The organism is Nonomuraea sp. B12E4 (assembly GCF_039871825.1).
Lineage (GTDB): Bacteria > Actinomycetota > Actinomycetes > Streptosporangiales > Streptosporangiaceae > Nonomuraea.
This window is the reverse complement of the sequence record NZ_JBDPME010000015.1, coordinates 1-18,206: the sequence shown is the minus strand read 5'-3', so window position 1 is coordinate 18,206 and position 18,206 is coordinate 1. Positions and strand designations below refer to the sequence as shown.

Annotated in this window: 14 protein-coding genes; all 14 read right to left on the bottom strand. The window is 69.4% G+C overall.

The features are described from left to right. Positions 1-65 precede the first annotated feature (65 nt). The 14 genes from rpmA to ABGB18_RS29240 all read right to left on the bottom strand — a co-directional run bounded on the left by rpmA (position 66) and on the right by ABGB18_RS29240 (position 17,607). Positions 66-323 carry a 50S ribosomal protein L27 gene (rpmA, locus tag ABGB18_RS29305; RefSeq protein ID WP_020546367.1) on the bottom strand — a complete coding sequence of 86 codons (258 nt, stop codon included), beginning with the start codon at positions 321-323 and terminating at the stop codon, positions 66-68. Between the two features lie 15 nt (positions 324-338). Beyond that, on the bottom strand, positions 339-641 hold the full coding sequence (gene rplU / locus ABGB18_RS29300) for a 50S ribosomal protein L21 (RefSeq protein ID WP_049575732.1): 303 nt from the start codon (positions 639-641) through the stop codon (positions 339-341). Between the two features lie 214 nt (positions 642-855). Next, positions 856-3,900 (bottom strand): Rne/Rng family ribonuclease, encoded by a 3,045-nt coding sequence (locus tag ABGB18_RS29295; RefSeq protein WP_347698849.1) that lies wholly within the window; start codon positions 3,898-3,900, stop codon positions 856-858. 147 nt (positions 3,901-4,047) lie between these two features. Then, positions 4,048-4,815 carry a TIGR03936 family radical SAM-associated protein gene (locus ABGB18_RS29290; RefSeq protein WP_347698848.1) on the bottom strand — a complete coding sequence of 256 codons (768 nt, stop codon included), beginning with the start codon at positions 4,813-4,815 and terminating at the stop codon, positions 4,048-4,050. Positions 4,816-4,954: 139 nt separating this feature from the next. Then, the gene (locus tag ABGB18_RS29285; RefSeq protein WP_347698847.1) at positions 4,955-6,865 is read right to left on the bottom strand and encodes a TIGR03960 family B12-binding radical SAM protein; all 1,911 of its coding nucleotides are present in this window, start codon (positions 6,863-6,865) and stop codon (positions 4,955-4,957) included. Between the two features lie 328 nt (positions 6,866-7,193). Then, entirely contained in the window at positions 7,194-8,345 is a 1,152-nt protein-coding gene (gene rodA / locus ABGB18_RS29280; RefSeq protein ID WP_347698846.1) for a rod shape-determining protein RodA, read from the bottom strand. Between the two features lie 271 nt (positions 8,346-8,616). Next, entirely contained in the window at positions 8,617-10,662 is a 2,046-nt protein-coding gene (gene mrdA / locus ABGB18_RS29275) for a penicillin-binding protein 2 (protein ID WP_347698845.1), read from the bottom strand. Next, the gene (mreD, locus tag ABGB18_RS29270) at positions 10,659-11,123 is read right to left on the bottom strand and encodes a rod shape-determining protein MreD (RefSeq protein ID WP_347698844.1); all 465 of its coding nucleotides are present in this window, start codon (positions 11,121-11,123) and stop codon (positions 10,659-10,661) included. The genes mrdA and mreD overlap by 4 nt, the downstream gene beginning before the upstream one ends. A 415-nt stretch (positions 11,124-11,538) precedes the next feature. After that, positions 11,539-12,417 (bottom strand): rod shape-determining protein MreC, encoded by an 879-nt coding sequence (mreC, locus tag ABGB18_RS29265; RefSeq protein WP_347698843.1) that lies wholly within the window; start codon positions 12,415-12,417, stop codon positions 11,539-11,541. Beyond that, complete coding sequence (locus ABGB18_RS29260) at positions 12,417-13,448, bottom strand: rod shape-determining protein (RefSeq protein WP_347698842.1); 1,032 nt, start codon at positions 13,446-13,448, stop codon at positions 12,417-12,419. The genes mreC and ABGB18_RS29260 overlap by 1 nt, the downstream gene beginning before the upstream one ends. 308 nt (positions 13,449-13,756) lie before the next feature. Then, on the bottom strand, positions 13,757-14,167 hold the full coding sequence (gene ndk, locus ABGB18_RS29255) for a nucleoside-diphosphate kinase (protein WP_347698841.1): 411 nt from the start codon (positions 14,165-14,167) through the stop codon (positions 13,757-13,759). Positions 14,168-14,309: 142 nt separating this feature from the next. Further along, entirely contained in the window at positions 14,310-15,932 is a 1,623-nt protein-coding gene (locus ABGB18_RS29250) for a hypothetical protein (RefSeq protein ID WP_347698840.1), read from the bottom strand. An 11-nt stretch (positions 15,933-15,943) separates the two neighbouring features. Then, on the bottom strand, positions 15,944-16,285 hold the full coding sequence (locus ABGB18_RS29245; protein WP_347699031.1) for a DUF4233 domain-containing protein: 342 nt from the start codon (positions 16,283-16,285) through the stop codon (positions 15,944-15,946). Continuing rightward, positions 16,285-17,607 carry a folylpolyglutamate synthase/dihydrofolate synthase family protein gene (locus ABGB18_RS29240; RefSeq protein WP_347698839.1) on the bottom strand — a complete coding sequence of 441 codons (1,323 nt, stop codon included), beginning with the start codon at positions 17,605-17,607 and terminating at the stop codon, positions 16,285-16,287. Before ABGB18_RS29240 ends, ABGB18_RS29245 begins: the two co-directional genes overlap by 1 nt. Between the last annotated feature and the right edge of the window lie 599 nt (positions 17,608-18,206).

Below are 18,206 nucleotides of genomic sequence, written 5' to 3'. Positions count from 1 at the left end.
AAGGGTGGATCGACATCCCGTCGATCCACCCTGAAGCAACGCCAAACCGGAAGCGGGGGAAAACCCTATTCCGCGACAGGAACGATGCTGACGGCGCGGCGCCCGCGCTTGACGCCGAACTGCACGTGCCCGGCCGTCAAGGCGAACAGCGTGTCGTCGCCGCCACGCCCGACGTTGTCACCGGGGTGGAAGTGGGTGCCACGCTGCCGGACGATGATCTCGCCCGCGTTGACGAGCTGGCCGCCGAAACGCTTGACGCCCAGGCGCTGAGCGTTGGAGTCGCGGCCGTTCCGGGTGGACGACGCGCCCTTCTTGTGTGCCATCTCTCAAACTCCCGATCAGGCCTGGTCGATGCCGGTGATCTTCACCTGGGTGTACCGCTGGCGGTGTCCCTGGCGCTTCTTGTAACCGGTCTTGTTCTTGTACTTGAGAATGCGGATCTTCGGGCCCTTGGTCTCGCCGAGGATCTCGGCGCTGACCGTGAACTTGCCCGCCTCCGTGGTCACGTCGCCGTCGTTGACGACGAGCACCGTCGGCAGCGAAACCGAAGAGCCGACCTCGCCGGCGACCTTGTCCACCTCGAGGACGTCACCGACGGAGACCTTCTGCTGCCTGCCGCCGCAACGAACGATCGCGTACACCGCGGAACCCTTCTGACTCACTGTTGCTTCGTTTCGAACATCAGCCGCCTAAGCGACCGCCGAAATGCTGCGCCTGTCATTCGGCCTGTCTCAAACCGACGAACCGAGCAAGCGCGCCAACAGGGCACGTCACCTGACGCACCGGTTCACCAGGGTACCGGATTAACGGTCCCCTAGGCGAACCGGACGGAACGTCGGAAGCCTGCCGAGCGATCTACTCGGCGGACTTGGTACGGCGCGAGCGTCGCCGCCCTCTGCCGGAAGTCTGGCTGGCCTGGTCGTCCTCTGCCGGGACGTCTTCAAGCGCACCGGTCACGGTATCACGGTTGGCGGAGTCCTTGGCGGCGGAAACCTTGTCCGCGACCGCCTTCTCGACGGCCATCTTGCCCTGAGTGCCGCGCGGCTCCGGCTTGGCCTCGACCGGCTCGGTCGAGATCAGCACGCCACGCCCGTTGCAGCACTCACAAGACGTCGAGAACGCCTCCAGCAGCCCCTGTCCGACCCGCTTACGCGTCATCTGGACCAGCCCCAGCGAGGTCACCTCGGCCACCTGGTGCTTGGTCCTGTCGCGGGCCAGGCACTCCAGCAGCCGCCGCAGCACCAGGTCCCGGTTGGACTCCAGCACCATGTCGATGAAGTCGATGACGATGATCCCGCCGATGTCCCGGAGCCTGAGCTGGCGGACGATCTCCTCGGCCGCCTCCAGGTTGTTGCGCGTGACGGTCTCTTCGAGGTTGCCGCCCTGCCCGGTGAACTTGCCGGTGTTGACGTCGACGACGGTCATCGCCTCGGTACGGTCGATGACCAGCGAGCCGCCGCTCGGCAGCCACACCTTGCGCTCGAGCGCCTTGCCCAGTTGCTCGTCGATCCGGTACGACTCGAACACGTCGCCCGGTTCGCCGTCCCACTTCGACAGGCGCTCGGCCAGGTGCGGCGCGACGTACTTGACGTATTCGTCGACCGTGTCCCAGGCGTCGCCGCCCTGCACGACCAGCGAGGTGAAGTCCTCGTTGAAGACGTCCCGTACGACCCGGATCGTGAGGTCCGGCTCGGCGGACAGCAGCTCGGGCGGGCTGGCCGACTTGGCCTTCTTCTGGATGTTCTCCCACTGCGCGGACAGCCGCGCCACGTCGCGGGCCAGCTCCTCCTCGGAGGCGCCCTCGGCGGCGGTACGGACGATCACCCCGGCGTTCTCCGGCATGACCTTCTTCAGGATGCTCTTGAGCCGGGTGCGCTCCTTGTCGGGCAGCTTGCGGCTGATCCCGGTCATCGACCCGTCGGGAACGTAGACCAGGTAACGACCAGGCAGGCTGATCTGCGACGTGAGCCGGGCGCCCTTGTGCCCGATCGGGTCCTTCGTGACCTGCACGAGCACCGACTGCCCCGACTTCAGGGCGGCCTCGATGCGCTTGGGCTGCCCTTCGAGGCCGGCGGTGTCGAAGTTCACCTCGCCGGCGTACAGGACGGCGTTCCTGCCCTTGCCGATGTCCACGAACGCCGCCTCCATCGAGGGCAGCACGTTCTGGACCTTGCCGAGGTAGACGTTGCCGACGTAGGACTGGCTGGCCTCGCGGTTGACGTAGTGCTCGACGAGCACGCCGTCCTCCAGCACCGCGATCTGCGTACGGTCGCCCTGCCTGCGCACCACCATCATCCGGTCGACGGACTCCCGGCGGGCCAGGAACTCCGACTCCGTGATGATCGGCGGCCGCCTGCGGCCGAGCTCGCGGCCCTCACGGCGGCGCTGCTTCTTGGCCTCGAGCCGGGTGGAGCCGCGCACGCTCTGCACGCCGTCGGTGGCGATGTCGTGCGAGGCCGCGCGCCCCGAGCGCGGGGCGCGGATGCGCACCACCGTGTTCGGCGGGTCGTCGCTGGCCGGCTCGGCGCCCTCGTCGCCACCCCGGCGACGGCGGCGGCGCCGTCGGCGGGAGCCGGAGGACTCCTCTTCCTGGGCCTCCTCGCCCTGCTCCTCCTCGGACTCCTCGTCCTCGGACTCCTCGCCGTCCTCGGAGTCATCACGCTCGCGCGACTTGCCGCGCCCCCGGCCGCCCCGGCGGCGGCGCCGACGCCGGCTGCCGCCTTCCTCCTCCTGCTCGTCGGAGGTGTCGGCGTCGGAGTCGGAGTCGTCCTCGGTCACGGACTCGTCGACGGGCTCCTCGGCCTCCTCCGGCTCCGGCTCGGGCTGCGGCTCCGGCCGCCGGGTGACGGGCTTGGCCTTGCTCACGTCGGGCGCCTGGAACAGCGGCGCGAAGATCGCGGCGGGCCGCTGGAACGCGGCGCCCGGCTCGTCCTGTTGCCGCGCGGAGAACCCGAACGGGTCGGCGAGCAGGCTCGGCCGCACCACGTCCTCGTCGAGGTCCTCCCCGGCGGGCTCGTCGTCGAGCGGCTCGTCCTCGGGCAGGATCTCCATGATGTCGTCGTCTTCGGAAGCCGTCTCGGCTCCCCCGGCGGCCGCCTCCGCGCCACCGGCCCGCACGGTCCCGGCGTCACCACCGGCTCCGGCGGCTTGAGCGCCGGCGGGCACCGCCTCGACCTGCTCGGCCCCGGCACCGCCTGCCGGGGTGCCACCGCCCAGTGCGATCTGGCCGTTGCCGGCGGCTGCCTCGCCCTCGGCACGCGCCTGGAGGCCCTCACCGGCCCCGGCGGCGGCCGTACCGGCCGGCTCGGGCGCCGCAACAGGCGCCTCGGCGGTCACGACCGCCTCTTCCGGCTCCGCCTTCTTGCGGGCCCTGGTGCGGCGCTTGGGAGCGGGCTCCTCGGCGGGCGCCCCCTCCTCCGGGAGCGCTCCCCCGGCCTCCGGCTCCTCGGCGGCCTTCTTCGTCGTACGGCGCCGCGTCGTCGTGGCCGTGGACCGCGTCCTCGTGGCCCGCTTGGGCTTCTCCTCCGCGACGGCCTCATCCACGGGCCCGGTGACGGTCTCAGCGACGGGCCCGGTGACGGCCTCCGCCGGACTCTCCGCCACCGGCGTGGGGACCGTTCCGGCATCAGAGGCGACCGTACTGGAGACGGCCGCCAGAACGTCGGGGCCGGGCTCGCCGGCGGCACGCTGTGCGGCGTTGCTCCGTACTTCCTGCACCTCGGCCACGGACGGTGCGGCCTGGGCAGCGGAAACGGTGACCGGGGTGGCGGCCGGCTCCTCGGGCAGCTCCGGCGGGGGACCCGCGGGGCGGCTGGCGGAGCGGCGACGCTTGGTCACCTCGGGCTGTTCAATTGTCTCCCCGTCAGGGCCAATGACCCCGTTGGGCTCGTTGTCGAGCATGCGGGCGCTCTCCCGTCAGCCCCCGGGCGCGTCGCCGCGCCGCGCAGGAGCCCTCGTGTCTCGTTGTCCGCCGGCACCTCCTCCGGTGAGGAGATGCCGGCGCCAAGTCCTGTCAGCGGTCGTGCCCGGCTCGCGCAGGGCACTTCCTTAACCGGCGACGTGCTCACCCGCCAGTCCCGCCTCGCCGCCGCGCGTGATATCGCGGTCCAGGTCGAGCGGGTCGGCAAGCGCACCGGTGCTGACGTCGAGCGGCCCCTGCGCCAGCCTGGTCACCTCGGGGGGAACCGGCGGCGCGAAGTCGGCCACAAGGCGCAGCCCTGTGAGCACATCGTCGGGTCGAACGGCAGGCGTCATGTGCCGAACAACCATGCGCAGTATGACACACGGCTCTCCAGGCACCTGAGCTGCGGTTCTGTCTGCTCCCTTGGACACCGTCAACCCCAGGACGGCCTCACGCGCGTCGAAACGGCGGAGACCCTTCTTGGTGAGGCGCTCGACCTCCACGGTGCCCGTCGCGAGGAACTTCTCCGCCGCCACCTCGGCGAGCTCGCGATCGGCACCGGGCAGCCGCACCTCCCAGTCGGAGACCTCCAAGCGATCGGCCAGCCCTCCCGGACCCGCCTCCACAACGTCGAGCACATCGAGCCCAGACGGCAACGACTCGTCCAGGCCCTGTCTGACCTGGTCGGGATCGCACGGCGTGGTAACACCGATCTCGAGGTATTCGGCTTCGCTGGCGACGCCGGTCGGCGCCGCGCCCGCGTAGGAGATCTTGGGGTGGGGCGAGAAACCCGCGCTGTAGGCCACCGGAATGCCGGCACGGCGGACCGCTCTCTCAACGGCCCGCGAGATGTCGCGGTGGCTGGTGAAGCGCAGGCGGCCGCGCTTGGCGTAACGCACACGCAGGCGCTGCACCGTGGGCGCGGGCGGAGGCCCTTCGGGAACAGGTTTCAGAGCTTGTCGTCCTTCCCTTATCAGAGTTCCTTCGTCCCAGGATAAGCCGCCCCGGCGCATGCTTCGTGTACGCCGAGGCACGGCTCGCCCACTGAGCGCGCTAGACCACTGTGAGAGGGAGGAGTTTTCGCCCGGTGGGGCCAATTTGGATTTCTGTCCCCATAGTGGGGCAGACGCCGCAGTCATAGCACGGGGTCCAGCGGCAGTCCTCGACCTCGGCGCCGGAGACGGCCTCCTGCCAGTCCTGCCAGAGCCATTCGCGATCGAGCCCGGCGTCGAGATGGTCCCATGGCAGGACCTCGTTCTCCTCGCGCTCGCGCGTGGTGTACCAGTCCACGTCCACGCCGGCCTTCTCGGCCGCCGCCATCCAGCGCTCGTACGAGAAGTGCTCGCTCCAGCCGTCGAACCGGCCGCCGTCCTCCCACACGGTCCTGATCACGGCACCGACCCGGCGGTCGCCCCGCGACAGCAGCCCTTCCACGATGGACGGCTTGCCGTCGTGATAGCGGAACCCGATGGCCCTGCCATATTGCTTATCGCCCCTGACCGAGTCGCGCAGGGCCTTGAGCCGCCGGTCGACGGTCTCGTGGTCGGCCTGCCCGGCCCACTGGAACGGGGTGTGGGGCTTGGGCACGAAACCGCCGATGGAGACGGTGCAGCGGATGTCACGGCTGCCGGTGGCCTCGCGGCCCGCCTTGATGACCTTCTTGGCCAGGTCGGCGATGCCCAGCACGTCCTCGTCCTGCTCGGTGGGCAGCCCGCACATGAAGTAGAGCTTGACCTGCCGCCACCCCTGCGAATAGGCCGTGGTGACGGTGCGGATCAGGTCTTCCTCGCTGACCATCTTGTTGATCACCTTGCGCATGCGCTCCGAGCCGCCCTCCGGCGCGAACGTCAGCCCCGAGCGCCGGCCGTTCCTGGAGAACTCGTTGGCCAGATCGATGTTGAACGCGTCGACCCGGGTCGAGGGCAGCGACAACGAGGTGTTGGTGCCCTCGTAGCGGTCGGCCAGGCCCTTGGCGATGTCGCCGATCTCGGAGTGGTCGGCGGACGACAGGGACAGCAGGCCGACCTCGTTGAAGCCGGACTCCTTGATGCCGTTGTCGACCATGGCCCCGATGGTGGTGATCGAACGTTCGCGCACCGGACGGGTGATCATGCCTGCCTGGCAGAACCGGCACCCCCGCGTGCAGCCGCGGAAGATCTCCACGCTGAACCGCTCGTGCACCGTCTCCGCCAGCGGGACCAGCGGTTTCTTTGGATAGGGCCACTCGTCGAGGTCCATCACGGTGTGCTTGTGCACCCGCCACGGCACCTCGCCCCTGTTGGGCGCGACCCGCTTGATCCGCCCGTCCGGGTGGTAGTCCACGTCGTAGAACTTCGGCACATAAACCCCACCGGACTCCGCGAGCCGCATCAGCAACTCGTCCCGCCCGCCCGGCCGGCCCTCGGCCTTCCACTCGCGGACGACCTCGGAGATGGCGATGGAGATCTGCTCGCCGTCGCCCAGCACGGCCGCGTCGATGAAGTCGGCGACCGGCTCGGGGTTGAAGGCCGCGTGGCCGCCCGCGAGCACGATCGGATCGTCCTCGCCCCGGTCCACGGCCGACAGCGGGATGCCTGCCAGGTCGAGCGCGGTCAGCAGGTTGGTGTAGCCGAGCTCGGTGGAGAACGACACTCCGAGCACGTCGAAGGCACGGACCGGCCGGTGCGCGTCCACGGTGAACTGCGGCACGCCCTCGGCGCGCATGAGCGCCTCAAGGTCCGGCCAGACCGCGTAGGTGCGCTCGGCCAGCGTCCGGGGCAGCTCATTGAGGATCTCGTAGAGGATCGCCACACCCTGGTTGGGCAGACCGACCTCGTAGGCGTCCGGATACATCAACGCCCACCGCACGTCGGTGGAGTCCCAGTCCTTGACGGTCGAGTTGAGCTCACCCCCGACGTACTGGATGGGCTTCTGCACCTTCGGCAGCAGCGCTTCCAGGCGGGGGAATATCGACTCGACAGGCATACCGTCCAGGGTAGCGGCGCTCAGACGGTCACAGGTCCAGGGATGTCGATGCCTTTCCCGCTGAAAACCACGTCATTTCCGCCGAGAACCACGATGTGGCACCCCACATAGCAGGTCAGCTCAACGCTGACCCGACCCCGCTGGCCCTAATGACCCGACTGATTCCTGGCAGACCCCGCAGACCCCGCAGACCCCGCAGACCCCGCAGACCCCGCAGACCCCGCAGACCCCGCAGACCCCGCAGACCCCGCTGGCTGGATCATGCACGCCGCCGACACGGTTCGCGGGGAGCAGAAAGCACTCCTCGCGACAGGCAACGAACAAACACCTAATTAAACGACTGTCTTCGCATCTTGATGGCCTGCAGCATCCCGACCGCGATGAGATTCGCGAATGTGGCGGTGCCGCCATACGACACGAACGGCAGCGGCAACCCGGTGATCGGCATGATCCCGATCGTCATCCCCACATTGATGAACGTCTGAAACGCGAACCAGCACACGATCATCCCCGCCACCAGCGTGCCGAACCGATCCTCGCACCGCCTGGCGATCTGGAGCCCCCGCAACAGCACCACACCCAGCAGCAGCACGACGGTCACCGACCCGAGGAACCCGAACTCCTCCCCCGCCACCGTGAAGATGAAGTCCGTGTGCTGCTCCGGCACGAACCGCCCGGTCGTCTGTCCCCCACCGAGCAGCCCCTTCCCCAGCAACTGCCCCGACCCGATCGCGATCATCGACTGCGTGCTGTTGTACCCCACACCCCGCGGATCGACATTCGGATCAACAAACGCCGTGAACCGCGCCACCTGGTACGGCTCCAGCATCTGGAAGTAGAACACCGCGAAGATCCCGGCCGCCGCGACCAGCGCCAACGCCCCGATCCAGCGTTTGCGCACCCCCGCGATGATCAGTCCGGACGCCGTGATCACCGCCAGCACCATGGCCGTGCCCAGGTCGGGCTGCAACATCACCAGCCCCATCGTGAACAACGCGGCGATGAGCGCCAGTGCGAGATCAAGCCCGCGCGGCCGATCGGTCCCCTCGGCCGGCTGCGCCAGCAACATGGCGATCACCAGCACCAACCCGACCTTGGCGAACTCGGACGGCTGCACCGCGAACCCGCCCCCGAGCAGGATCCACGAGTGCGACCCGTTGATCGTCGCCCCCAGCGGCGTGAGCACCAGCCCCAATCCGATCAGGGACACCAGAAACACCAAGGGCGCATAGGCCCGCATCGCCCGATGGTCAACCATCGCCACGACGCCACACAAAACGACCCCGATCACCTCATTGAGCAGGTGCTTCTTCACGAGCCCAGTAGACCCAGGGGCCCAGGTCCGCGTGGACGACCACACCAACAACGTGCCGATCACACACAACCCGGCCACGGCGACCAACATCAGCCCATCGAGCCGCCGCACCGCCGACTCCTCGCCGGCCACCCTCCGCAACAGCGAGGGACGCCGAACACCCATAGCCCGATCAATCACCCCGCACCCCCAACCCACCCAAGGACCCCGCCAAGGCCATCCCCGGCCCCCAAACGCACCGACGCGAGGCAATCGAAGGCCGCCCCGCCCCGAGACACCCCGCGCAACCACTCACGCCTCGAACGCCCCACCACCGCTGGCAGCGACCTCCCAAACAGCCCACCGCCCAGCAGCCACGCCCTGCCCTGAAGCGCCCCGCGCAGCCACCAACGTTCCGGGCCGCCACCTCCGCGCTCGACACAACACCCCAGGGCCTTCATCCCCTGGCCACCGTCCCGTCGGGTGCGAACCTCGGCAGCCGTGTCGTCAGCCGCCCCCCGGGCACGGCCTGGGGCTGCTTGATGCCGTAGATCCCCTCATAAATCTCCCGCACCGCAGGCGCCGCCGTCTGCGCCCCCATCCCACCCTGGGACACCATGACCACCACCACGTACTGCGGCTTCTTGGCGGGCGCGAAGGAGGCAAACCACGAGGTGTCCTGCTTCCCCCACACCTCCGCGGTGCCGGTCTTGCCCCCGATGCGAATCTTGTCCATCGGCCATCCAGAGAAGGCCCCCGCCGCGGTGCCGTCCTCGGTGACCTGGCTCAGCGCGTTCTTGATGTAGAGCCGTTCCTTCTCGCTGAGCGGGAGCTTGCCCACCACCGGCACGTCGATGGTCTTGACCACCTTGCCGTCGGGCCGCACCTGCGCCCACCCGATGCGCGGGCTGCGCAGCTTGCCATCACTCACCAGCGCCATGTACGCCCTGGCCAACTGCATGGGGGTCACCAGCACGTCGCCCTGACCGATGGAGAAGTTGGCCGAGTCACCGGGCCGCAGCAGGAACCCCTCGGTGCAGTTCTCCAGCGCGAGCCGCTTGAGGAAGTCCGCCCGCGCCCTGTCCTTCACCTCGGGATAACCCTTACGGGACCGCTCACAGTTCACGGCGCTGGTCTGGTTCCACAGGTCCTTCTTCCACTTCCGGTCCGGAATGCGCCCGGAAGACTCGCCAGGCAGGTCCACCCCGGTCCGCTCGCCGAACCCGAACGCCCTGGCCGTGTTGGAGAACACCTCCTTCGGCGGCTTCTTCGGATTGCGCCCACCGTCTTTGAGATACTGCTCGTACGCGGCCTGGTAGAAGATCGTGTCGCACGACCTGACCAGCGCGGTGTGCATGCTGAGCGTGCCCAGGCCGATCCCGCGGAAGTTGTTGAACGCCCGACCGCCCACCATGACCGAGCCGGGGCACCCGTACGTGCCGTTGAGCGGATATCCGGCCCGCAGCATCGCCGTCACCGACGAGATCTTGAACGTCGATCCCGGTGCGAACTGCCCGTTGATCGCCCGCGACACCAGCGGCTTGCCCGACTTGTCCGACAGCAGCCACTGATAGCCCCGCGTCGAGATCCCGCCCGCCCAGATCGCCGGGTCGTATCCGGGCGCACTGGCCACCGCCACCACCCGCCCCGTACGGGCGTCGAGCACCACCCCAGCCCCGCCGTCGGCCGCCGGTGCGGACTTCATCGCCTTGGCCAGCGCCTTCTCCACCACGTCCTGCACCCGCGAGTCGATGCTGGTGACCAGATGGTCACCGGGCACGGGCGCGATCTGCTCCTCGACCCCCAGCGCCTTGCCCATCCGGTCCACCTGGACCCGCCGCAATCCCGACTTACCACGCAACGCGTCGTCGTAGATGTATTCCAGCCCGTCCCGCCCGACCAGGTCCACTCCGGAGAAGCTGGCCTTGAGCCCCTCACGTTTCTCCAGCTCGGCCTCGGTGACCGGCTGCAGGTAGCCGAGCATCTGCGCCCCGGCCCGGCCCCCCGGATATTGCCGTACGGAGTGGATCTCCGCCGTCACACCGGGGAACTCCTCCTGCCGCTCGAGGATCTGCAGCGCCTCCCGGGTGTCCACCTTCTCGTCCAGCGGAACCGGCTGGTAGGGCGACCCGGTCCAGCACGGCTTGGAGACGCCGGGCCCGCACGGCGTGATGCGCTGCTGCAACTGCGCGACAGGCTTGCCGAGCACCGCGGACAGCTTGGTCAGCACCTGCTTGCCGCCATCCGGCAGCCTCATGAGCCTGGCCCTGTCCACGGAGACGACCAGCGCGGTCTTGTTGCGCACCAGCGGCCGCCCCCGCGAGTCGAGGATCTGCCCGCGCACGGCCGGCACCAGCACGGCCCGAGTCCGGGTCTCCGTCGCCCGCGTCACGAACTCCTGCCCGCGCACCACCTGCACCTGCCACAGGCGCACGGTCAGCACGGCGAGCAGCGTCAGCACGAGCACGTGCAGCACGAGCAGCCGGGTGCGCATCTTGATCATGTCGACAACCTCGCCGGTCTGTCCCGCATGGTCAGCCAGATCACGACCGGGGAGACGAGCAGGGTGTAGACGATGCTGACCGGCACCTTCTCGGTCCAGGTGGACATCGTCACCCGTGGATCGGAGATCAGCCCGCCTACGGCCGCGGCCAGCACAGGCCCCATCAACACGCACAGAACCACGGTCGTCGCGGGCCCACCGGCGCCACGCCCCGCGACGTAACCGACCAGCGCCAGCACGAACGCGTACTGTCCGACGAGGTGTGCGGTCGGCGGCATGATGTCGACGAGCACCCCGGCGAGGAACCCGAGGATGGCCCCTTCGGCCGGCCCGCGCGCCAACGCCGCCCCGATCACGGCCAGCAACACCAGATCGGGCGCGCCCCCCGCGGGCAGCGGCACCCGATTGACCAGCATGACCTGCGCCAGCAACGCCAGCAGCACGGACAGCCCCCCGATCATCGCAACGCCTCCTCACCGGCCCCCACGCTCACCGCCACCCGAATATCGTGACCGCCGACCTCACCACGAACATGAACGCCCGCAACCCCCGAAGCACCACGAACGCCGGCGGCGACGCCATCACCCACGGCCCGCCGAACCGCCACGCCCCGCCGAACCGCCACGAACGAAACCCACATGACGGCACCACTACGCCGGCAGTCACCCCGAATCTCGCCCCTTCGCCGCCGAACCGCCCCCCGCTCCCAAAGGAGAGCGCTCCGCCGCACCGCGCTCGCGGACCTCCGCCGGACCTTCCGATCCGGCCCCGCGACCACCGCCCTCCTGCCGGGCAAGGCCCCGCTCACCGCGCCCTGTCCGCCCCGGATGTCGCCGAACCGCCCCCCGATCATCGCGATGACCCGCCAGACCCCGCTCACCGTGCCCCCTCCTTGGCCGGCAGCACCGCGTCCCTGGGGTCCCGCCTGGGCGCCTCCACCACCACGCCGACCACGTCAAGCGCCGTCATGTCCGCGTATGGCCGCGCGTACGCGATCCGCGTCAGCTCCCCCGGCGTGGACTCCACCCGCTCTATCACCCCGATCGGGACCCCGGGCACGTAGGGCCTGCCGTTCTGCGAGCCGAAGCTGACGATCCGCCCGCCCCTGGTCAGCGGCGCCGTCGAGTCGAGCAGCCGGAACTGGACGAGCCGCCCGTTCTCCCCCACCCCGTGCACCACGCCGATCTCCTTGGCGCCCTCCAGGCGCGCGCCGACGGCCGAGGCCGGGTCGCTCAGCAGCACCACGGTCGAGGTGTGCGCCGAGGCCTGGATGATCCGCCCGACCAGCCCCTCGCCGTTGAGCACGGTCATCTCCGGGCGAATGCCGTCCACGGTGCCCGCGTCGATCTGCACGGCGTCCTCGAAGCCCGGCTGGCCGCGCCGGGCGACCACGTTGGCCGTGACCACCTTGTATCCGCCGATCCCCGCGAGCCCCAGCAACTGCCGCAGCTCCTTGGACCGGGACTCGTCGAGCTTGCTGGCCACCAGGCCCGCCTGAAGCCGGGAATTCTCCACCTTGAGTTTGCGGATGCGCTCCTGCGCCTCCGGCGCGCTGAGCAGGGCCTGCACGAACCCGCCGACCGGCCGCACGACCCCGCCCCCGAACCGCTCGGCCGTGCCGAACAGCCACGATCCGGCCGCCCGCAACGGGTGCAGCGGCGAGCTCTCACCGGTGCGATGGTCGATGGTCAGGATGACCAGCGCCGCCGTCAGCAGCGCTCCCAGGATCAGCCGGGCCCGGCGCGAGTCTCTCATCAGTGCCGCGACTCCGGCACCAAAACCTGCTGCAGCGCCTCGAACTCCTCAGCGCACTTGCCGGAACCGATGGCGACGGAGTCGAGGGCGTTGTCGACGAGGTGCACGGGCATGCCCGTCTCCGTCCTGACCCGCTCGTCCAACCCCTTGAGCAGCGCGCCACCGCCGGTGAGCGCGATGCCGCGGTCCATGATGTCCCCCGCCAGCTCGGGCGGGCACTTGTCGAGCGTGGTCTTGACCGTGTCCACGATCGCGTTGACCGGCTCCTCGATGGCCTTCCTGATCTCCTCGCTCGACACCACGATGGTCTTGGGCAGGCCGCTGACCAGGTCACGGCCGCGGATCTCCGCGTGTGACTCCTCGTGGCCGGGGCCGGCCGAGCCGATGGCCATCTTGATCTCCTCGGCCGTGCGCTCCCCGAGCATGAGCGAGTATTCCTTCTTGGCGAACGCGATCACCGCCTGGTCCAGCTCGTCGCCGCCCACCCTGATCGACTGGCTGGTGACGACGCCGCCCATCGAGATGATCGCCACCTCGGTGGTGCCGCCGCCGATGTCGACCACCATGTTGCCGGTGGGCTCGTGCACCGGCAGTCCGGCCCCGATGGCGGCCGCCATCGGCTCCTCGACGATGTAGACCTTTCTGGCGCCCGCCGCGTATCCGGCTTCCTTCACCGCGCGCTGCTCAACGCTGGTGATGCCGCTCGGCACGGCGATGATGATCCGCGGCTTGGCGAAATGATGCCGCCTGTGCACTCTTTGGATGAAATATCGCAACATCCGCTCAGTGATGTCGAAGTCCGCGATCACGCCATCCTTGAGCGGGCGGACCGCGACGATGTTGCCAGGTGTGCGGCCGATCATCCTCTTGGCCTCGATGCCGACCGCGACTATCTTTCCGCTGACCGTGTTGATCGCTACGACTGACGGCTCGTTGAGCACGATGCCCCGGCCGCGCACGTAGACCAGTGTGTTGGCGGTGCCCAGGTCGACCGCCATGTCACGGCCCAGGAACGCGAGCTTGCTGCCCATGGGGAACGGAGCCCTCCGTATCGTCGTTCGCGAATGACTACGGATCGAATTCGAATCGTAACGTGACGTACCCACCGATGGGCGCAATGAGCCTTCGCGCCCTACAAAAATCTCCAGCCCCTGCCTCAACCCCAATTTTGCCCGGATTGCACCACAACATCCGATCGGATGATGGAACGCTCCAAAACCACCCGTCCAGAGCCGTCCCTCCCATCGGATCCAGGGCCCAACCCTACGGGGCCCCACCGACAGAACCGCGCGCCCGCACAGCCGAGGCTGCACGGGCGCGCGGGTGTGAGGGGAACCGGTCAGAAGCGGTCCGGGAAGAAGATCTTGATCTCCCTGGCGGCGGACTCGGGCGAGTCGGAGCCGTGCACGATGTTCTCCGAGATCTCGAGGGCGTGGTCGCCCCGGATCGTGCCGGGAGGCGACTTGACCGGGTCGGTGAGGCCGGCCAGCGCGCGGAATGCCTCCACGGCCCGCGGGCCCTCCAGCACCATGGCCACGAGCGGCCCGGACGTGATGAAGTCGACCAGCTCGCCGAAGAACGGCCGCTCGGAGTGCTCGGCGTAGTGCGTCTTGGCGGTGTCGGCGTCGAGGGTGCGCAGGTCCATCGCCACGATCTTGAGGCCCTTGCGCTCCACGCGGGCGACCACGTCACCGATGAGGCCCCGCTTTACCCCGTCGGGCTTGACCAGGACAAGAGTGCGCTCGGACACTTGATGTTCTCCTTCGAACAGACTGGGTGGCGGCGGGCATCCGGCCCGACCGCAAGACGCTTCGCGGGCACCGGCCCACGCGTCGCCGTGGCTGTGCCTCAGCTTACCGTCCGCACCCACCCTCGTTTCCCCACACGAGCCACTACGATGACGCGTCGTCCTCGGGCGAGTGGGCCTGCGGCGGCACCGCCGGCACCGTGCCCCCCGGGTCGGCCGCCCCCTCGTCCTCGGGCAACGGCTCACCCTGCCCGAAGGCCCCCTTGACGGGCACCGGCACCACGACGCGGGGAACCTCCCCGGTCGGCCGATCCTCATCCGCCAGCTCGGCGGCGCCCCCGTCACAAGCACTCGCCATCTCCGGCCCGGACCCCGAGCCGCCATCGGCGGCCGCAACCTCGGACTCGCCGGAACGCCGGCCCAGCACGGACGCGAGCACGATGATTCCCACCACCACGAACCCGCCGATCAACGCCCACCAGTGCAGCGCCCCCACGAAACCGTCCACCAGCTCCTGAGCCGACCGCACCCCGTCGAACATCGCCATCTGCACGCCCGTGCCCAGCAGGAACCCGGCCAGCACCCCCGCGACGCACAACGACAGGCCGAACACCGCCGCACCGATCCCCACCTCCTGCAGCGCCGACGTCAGAGCCACCGCCGCGCCCACCACCATCAGCGCGAACGGCACCACCAGCACCAGCCCGTCGGCCGAGGGCACCAGCAACCGGACGGCGCAGAGCCCCGCCACCATCGATGACAACCCGAGCGGGGCCAGCCACCGCCCGGCGGCCCGCGCGTAGCGTCGCACCAGCACCGAGGCCCCGACGCCCAGCACCCCCGCCACCCCGTACGGAATCCACAGCCCCCGCAGCCCGGGACCTCCGAGCCCGCCCATCTCCACCAGCGTCACCTGAGCGGCGCTGGGCAGCAGCACAACCCCCACCGCCACCATGGAGCACGCCAGCATCCGGCTTTCCGGCGCGCCGAACGAGCCCAACGCCAGCAGCCCGACGACGGCCAGCGCGGCCAGCACGATGACTGGAACGGACCGCCACCCCTCGGTGGCGGTGCTGATCGCCACGACCGCGATGCCACCGGCGGGCACGGCCGCCAGCAGCAGCCGCCCGCGCTCGCCGACGCCGGGAACGGGCTCGGCCGCCCGGCCGAGCACCATCCAGGCCACCAGGTACGCCGCCGCAAGGGCCAGCGCGACCCCCGTCGCCATCGGGTACGGCTGCAGCGTGATCTTCCAGTCGCTCACGCCGTCGAGCGGCCACAGGGCCAGCGCCTGAGCCACCAGCAGGCTCAGGCTGAACATGCCCACCCACAGCGCCCGCAATGCCGGCACCCGGTCCCAGACGGCCGCCAGCGTGGCGGGCAGGACGATCCCCGCCCCGACCCCCCGCACGACCCGTACGACTCCGACCAGGAACTCGGAGCCCGCGTATCCCCCGGCGGCGTCGGACGCGGCGACCAGCACCAGTCCGGCGAGCACGAGGTGAGCGGTCCTGAACCGGCGCAGCGCCACGGCCGCGAACGGCACGGTCAGCAGGAGCGCGGGCAACGCCAGCCCGTGCGTGCGCATCAGCGCCACCTGGTCGATGTCACCGGGCAGCAGCCGGGCGACGACAGAGAGCGTGTTGGGGATCGAGATGATCGCCAGCGGCAGCGCGGCCACGATGAGGAGCCCGAGCACCACGTCGAGCACCCACGCGAACCTCGGACCGGCCGCGGACGGCGACCGCTGGATAGGGGGGACGGCCATGTTGGCCGACTTTAGCGGGAAGTAGCGCCCTCGACACGCCGAGCGACGATAATGGCAGTGATCCACAGCGCCGTGAAGATCGCTCCGAGGAAGAACATCGCCGGCACCAGGAAGCCCGTACAGATCGCCAGCACCTGCACCACGCTGCCGGCGACATAGCCGAAGGGCCTCTTGAGCAGCCCCGCGACGACGACGCACAACACGCCCAGCCCGATCCCGGCGGTCACCGCCAGCGCGGGCGCGACCCCGCTCACGGTGATCGCCACGGGTGTGATCAGCCCCGCCACGATCGCCTCCATGCCGAGCACGGAGGCGCCGAGCCTGCGCATACCTGGCGTGACCTCGAAGTTCATCACGAACCATCCGCCTTCAGCAGCAGCCGCGCGTCCCCCGCCGTGACGACGGACCCGGTGATGAGCACCCCGGTGCCGCTGAACTCGCCCTCGGCGTCCGCGAGGCCGATGCCCTGGTCGATGGCCTCGTCCAGCCGCTCGACGACGTGCACCCGGTCCTCGCCGAACAGCGGCTCGGCCAGCGCCGCCAACTCCTCGGGGGCCATCGAACGCGGCGAGGAGTTACGCGTGACGATGATCTCGTCGAGAATCGGCTCCAGGAGCTCCAGCAGCGCGTCCACGTCCTTGTCGCGCATGACCGCGACCACGCCGATGACCTTGGCGAAGTCGAACGCCTCGTGCAGCCCCTCCAGCGTGGCCTGCATACCGCCGGGGTTGTGCGCGGCGTCGAGCACCACCGTCGGCGTGCGCCGCACGACCTCCATGCGCCCGGGCGAGGACGCCTGCGCGAACGCCTGCCGCACCAGGTCCCCGTCCAGCGGGTCGTCCCCGCCGGTCAGAGCCTCGGCGGCGGCCAGCGCGCACACCGCGTTGCTCGCCTGGTGCGCACCGTAGAGCGGCAGGTAGACCTCATCGTAGACACCCTTGAGCCCGCGCAGGGTGAGCAGCTGCCCGCCGATCGCCACCTCGCGGTTGAGCACCCCGAACTCGAGCCCTTCCCGCGCCACCACCGCCCCCACCTCGGCCGCGCGCCGCATCAGCACCTCGGCCGCGCCCAGCTCCTGCTGAGCGAGTACGGCCGTCGTGCCGGCCTTGATGATGCCCGCCTTCTCCGACGCGATGCTCGGAATGTCCGGCCCGAGCCGATCCATGTGGTCCAGTGAGATGGGCGTGATCACGGACACGGCACCGTCGGCGACATTCGTGGCGTCCCAGGAGCCGCCCATGCCCGCCTCGACCACGGCGACGTCCACCGGCGTGTCCGCGAAGGCCGCGAAAGCCATCGCCGTCAGCATCTCGAAGAACTGGATCCGCCGCGGCCCCTGTGCGTCCGTCAGCTCGACGTACGGGATGATCTCCTCGTAGACCTGGGCGAACCGCTCCTCGCTCAACGGCTCGCCGTCAACGGTGATCCGCTCGCGCATCGAGACCAGATGCGGGCTGGTGAACCGCCCCACCCGCAGATTGCGCTCCTTGAGCAGCGCCTCCGTCAGCCGCGCCGTGCTCGTCTTCCCGTTGGTGCCGGCAATGTGTATGACCGGGTAAGCCCGGTGCGGCGAGCCGAGCAGATCCAGGAGAGCCGCGATCCTGTCGAGCGTCGGCTCGAACTTCCACTCGACGCCGCGTTCCAGGATGGCACGTTCAACCGCACGAAAATCCACCCCTCAACCCTACTGACCGCCCGCAGCGCTCCGGACGCGGGGCGAGCGCATGTTGTGGCCCATGGAGAAAACGGAGGCTACTCACCTCCACAACCGAAGTGCCATCTGGGCACCGACCTGCCTCTGGGATGCCTCGAGGTTCCGGACAGACAGCCCGTCAGGGGCTGAAACTATCCGGAAGGGTTGCCGAAGCGTCAACAGAGAAGATTCACTCGGGAGTTCAAGGATGAGGCCCGTTCGCATGGTGCCGGCCCTTCCCCACGACGCGGCCCTACTTCCGCGGCGACCCCGGCAACAACATCGGCACCAGCTTCAACCGGGCCTTACTCATGAAACCTACGACCCACAGGCGGGGCGGGAGCCGACCTTCGACTTCGTCCTCAACGTCCCGGACGCCCGCCCACACGTCCGCACAAACCGGCTGGGAACCCCCAACGCCTGTCCCTCCCCTTGTGCAACGCACCTGACCCTGGGAAACAAAAAAGAGGGGGTCCGACACCCTCAAGGTGTCGAACCCCCTCACAAAGATTGTCCGGCGGCGACCTACTCTCCCACACCCTCCCGAGTGCAGTACCATCGGCGCTGAGAAGCTTAACTTC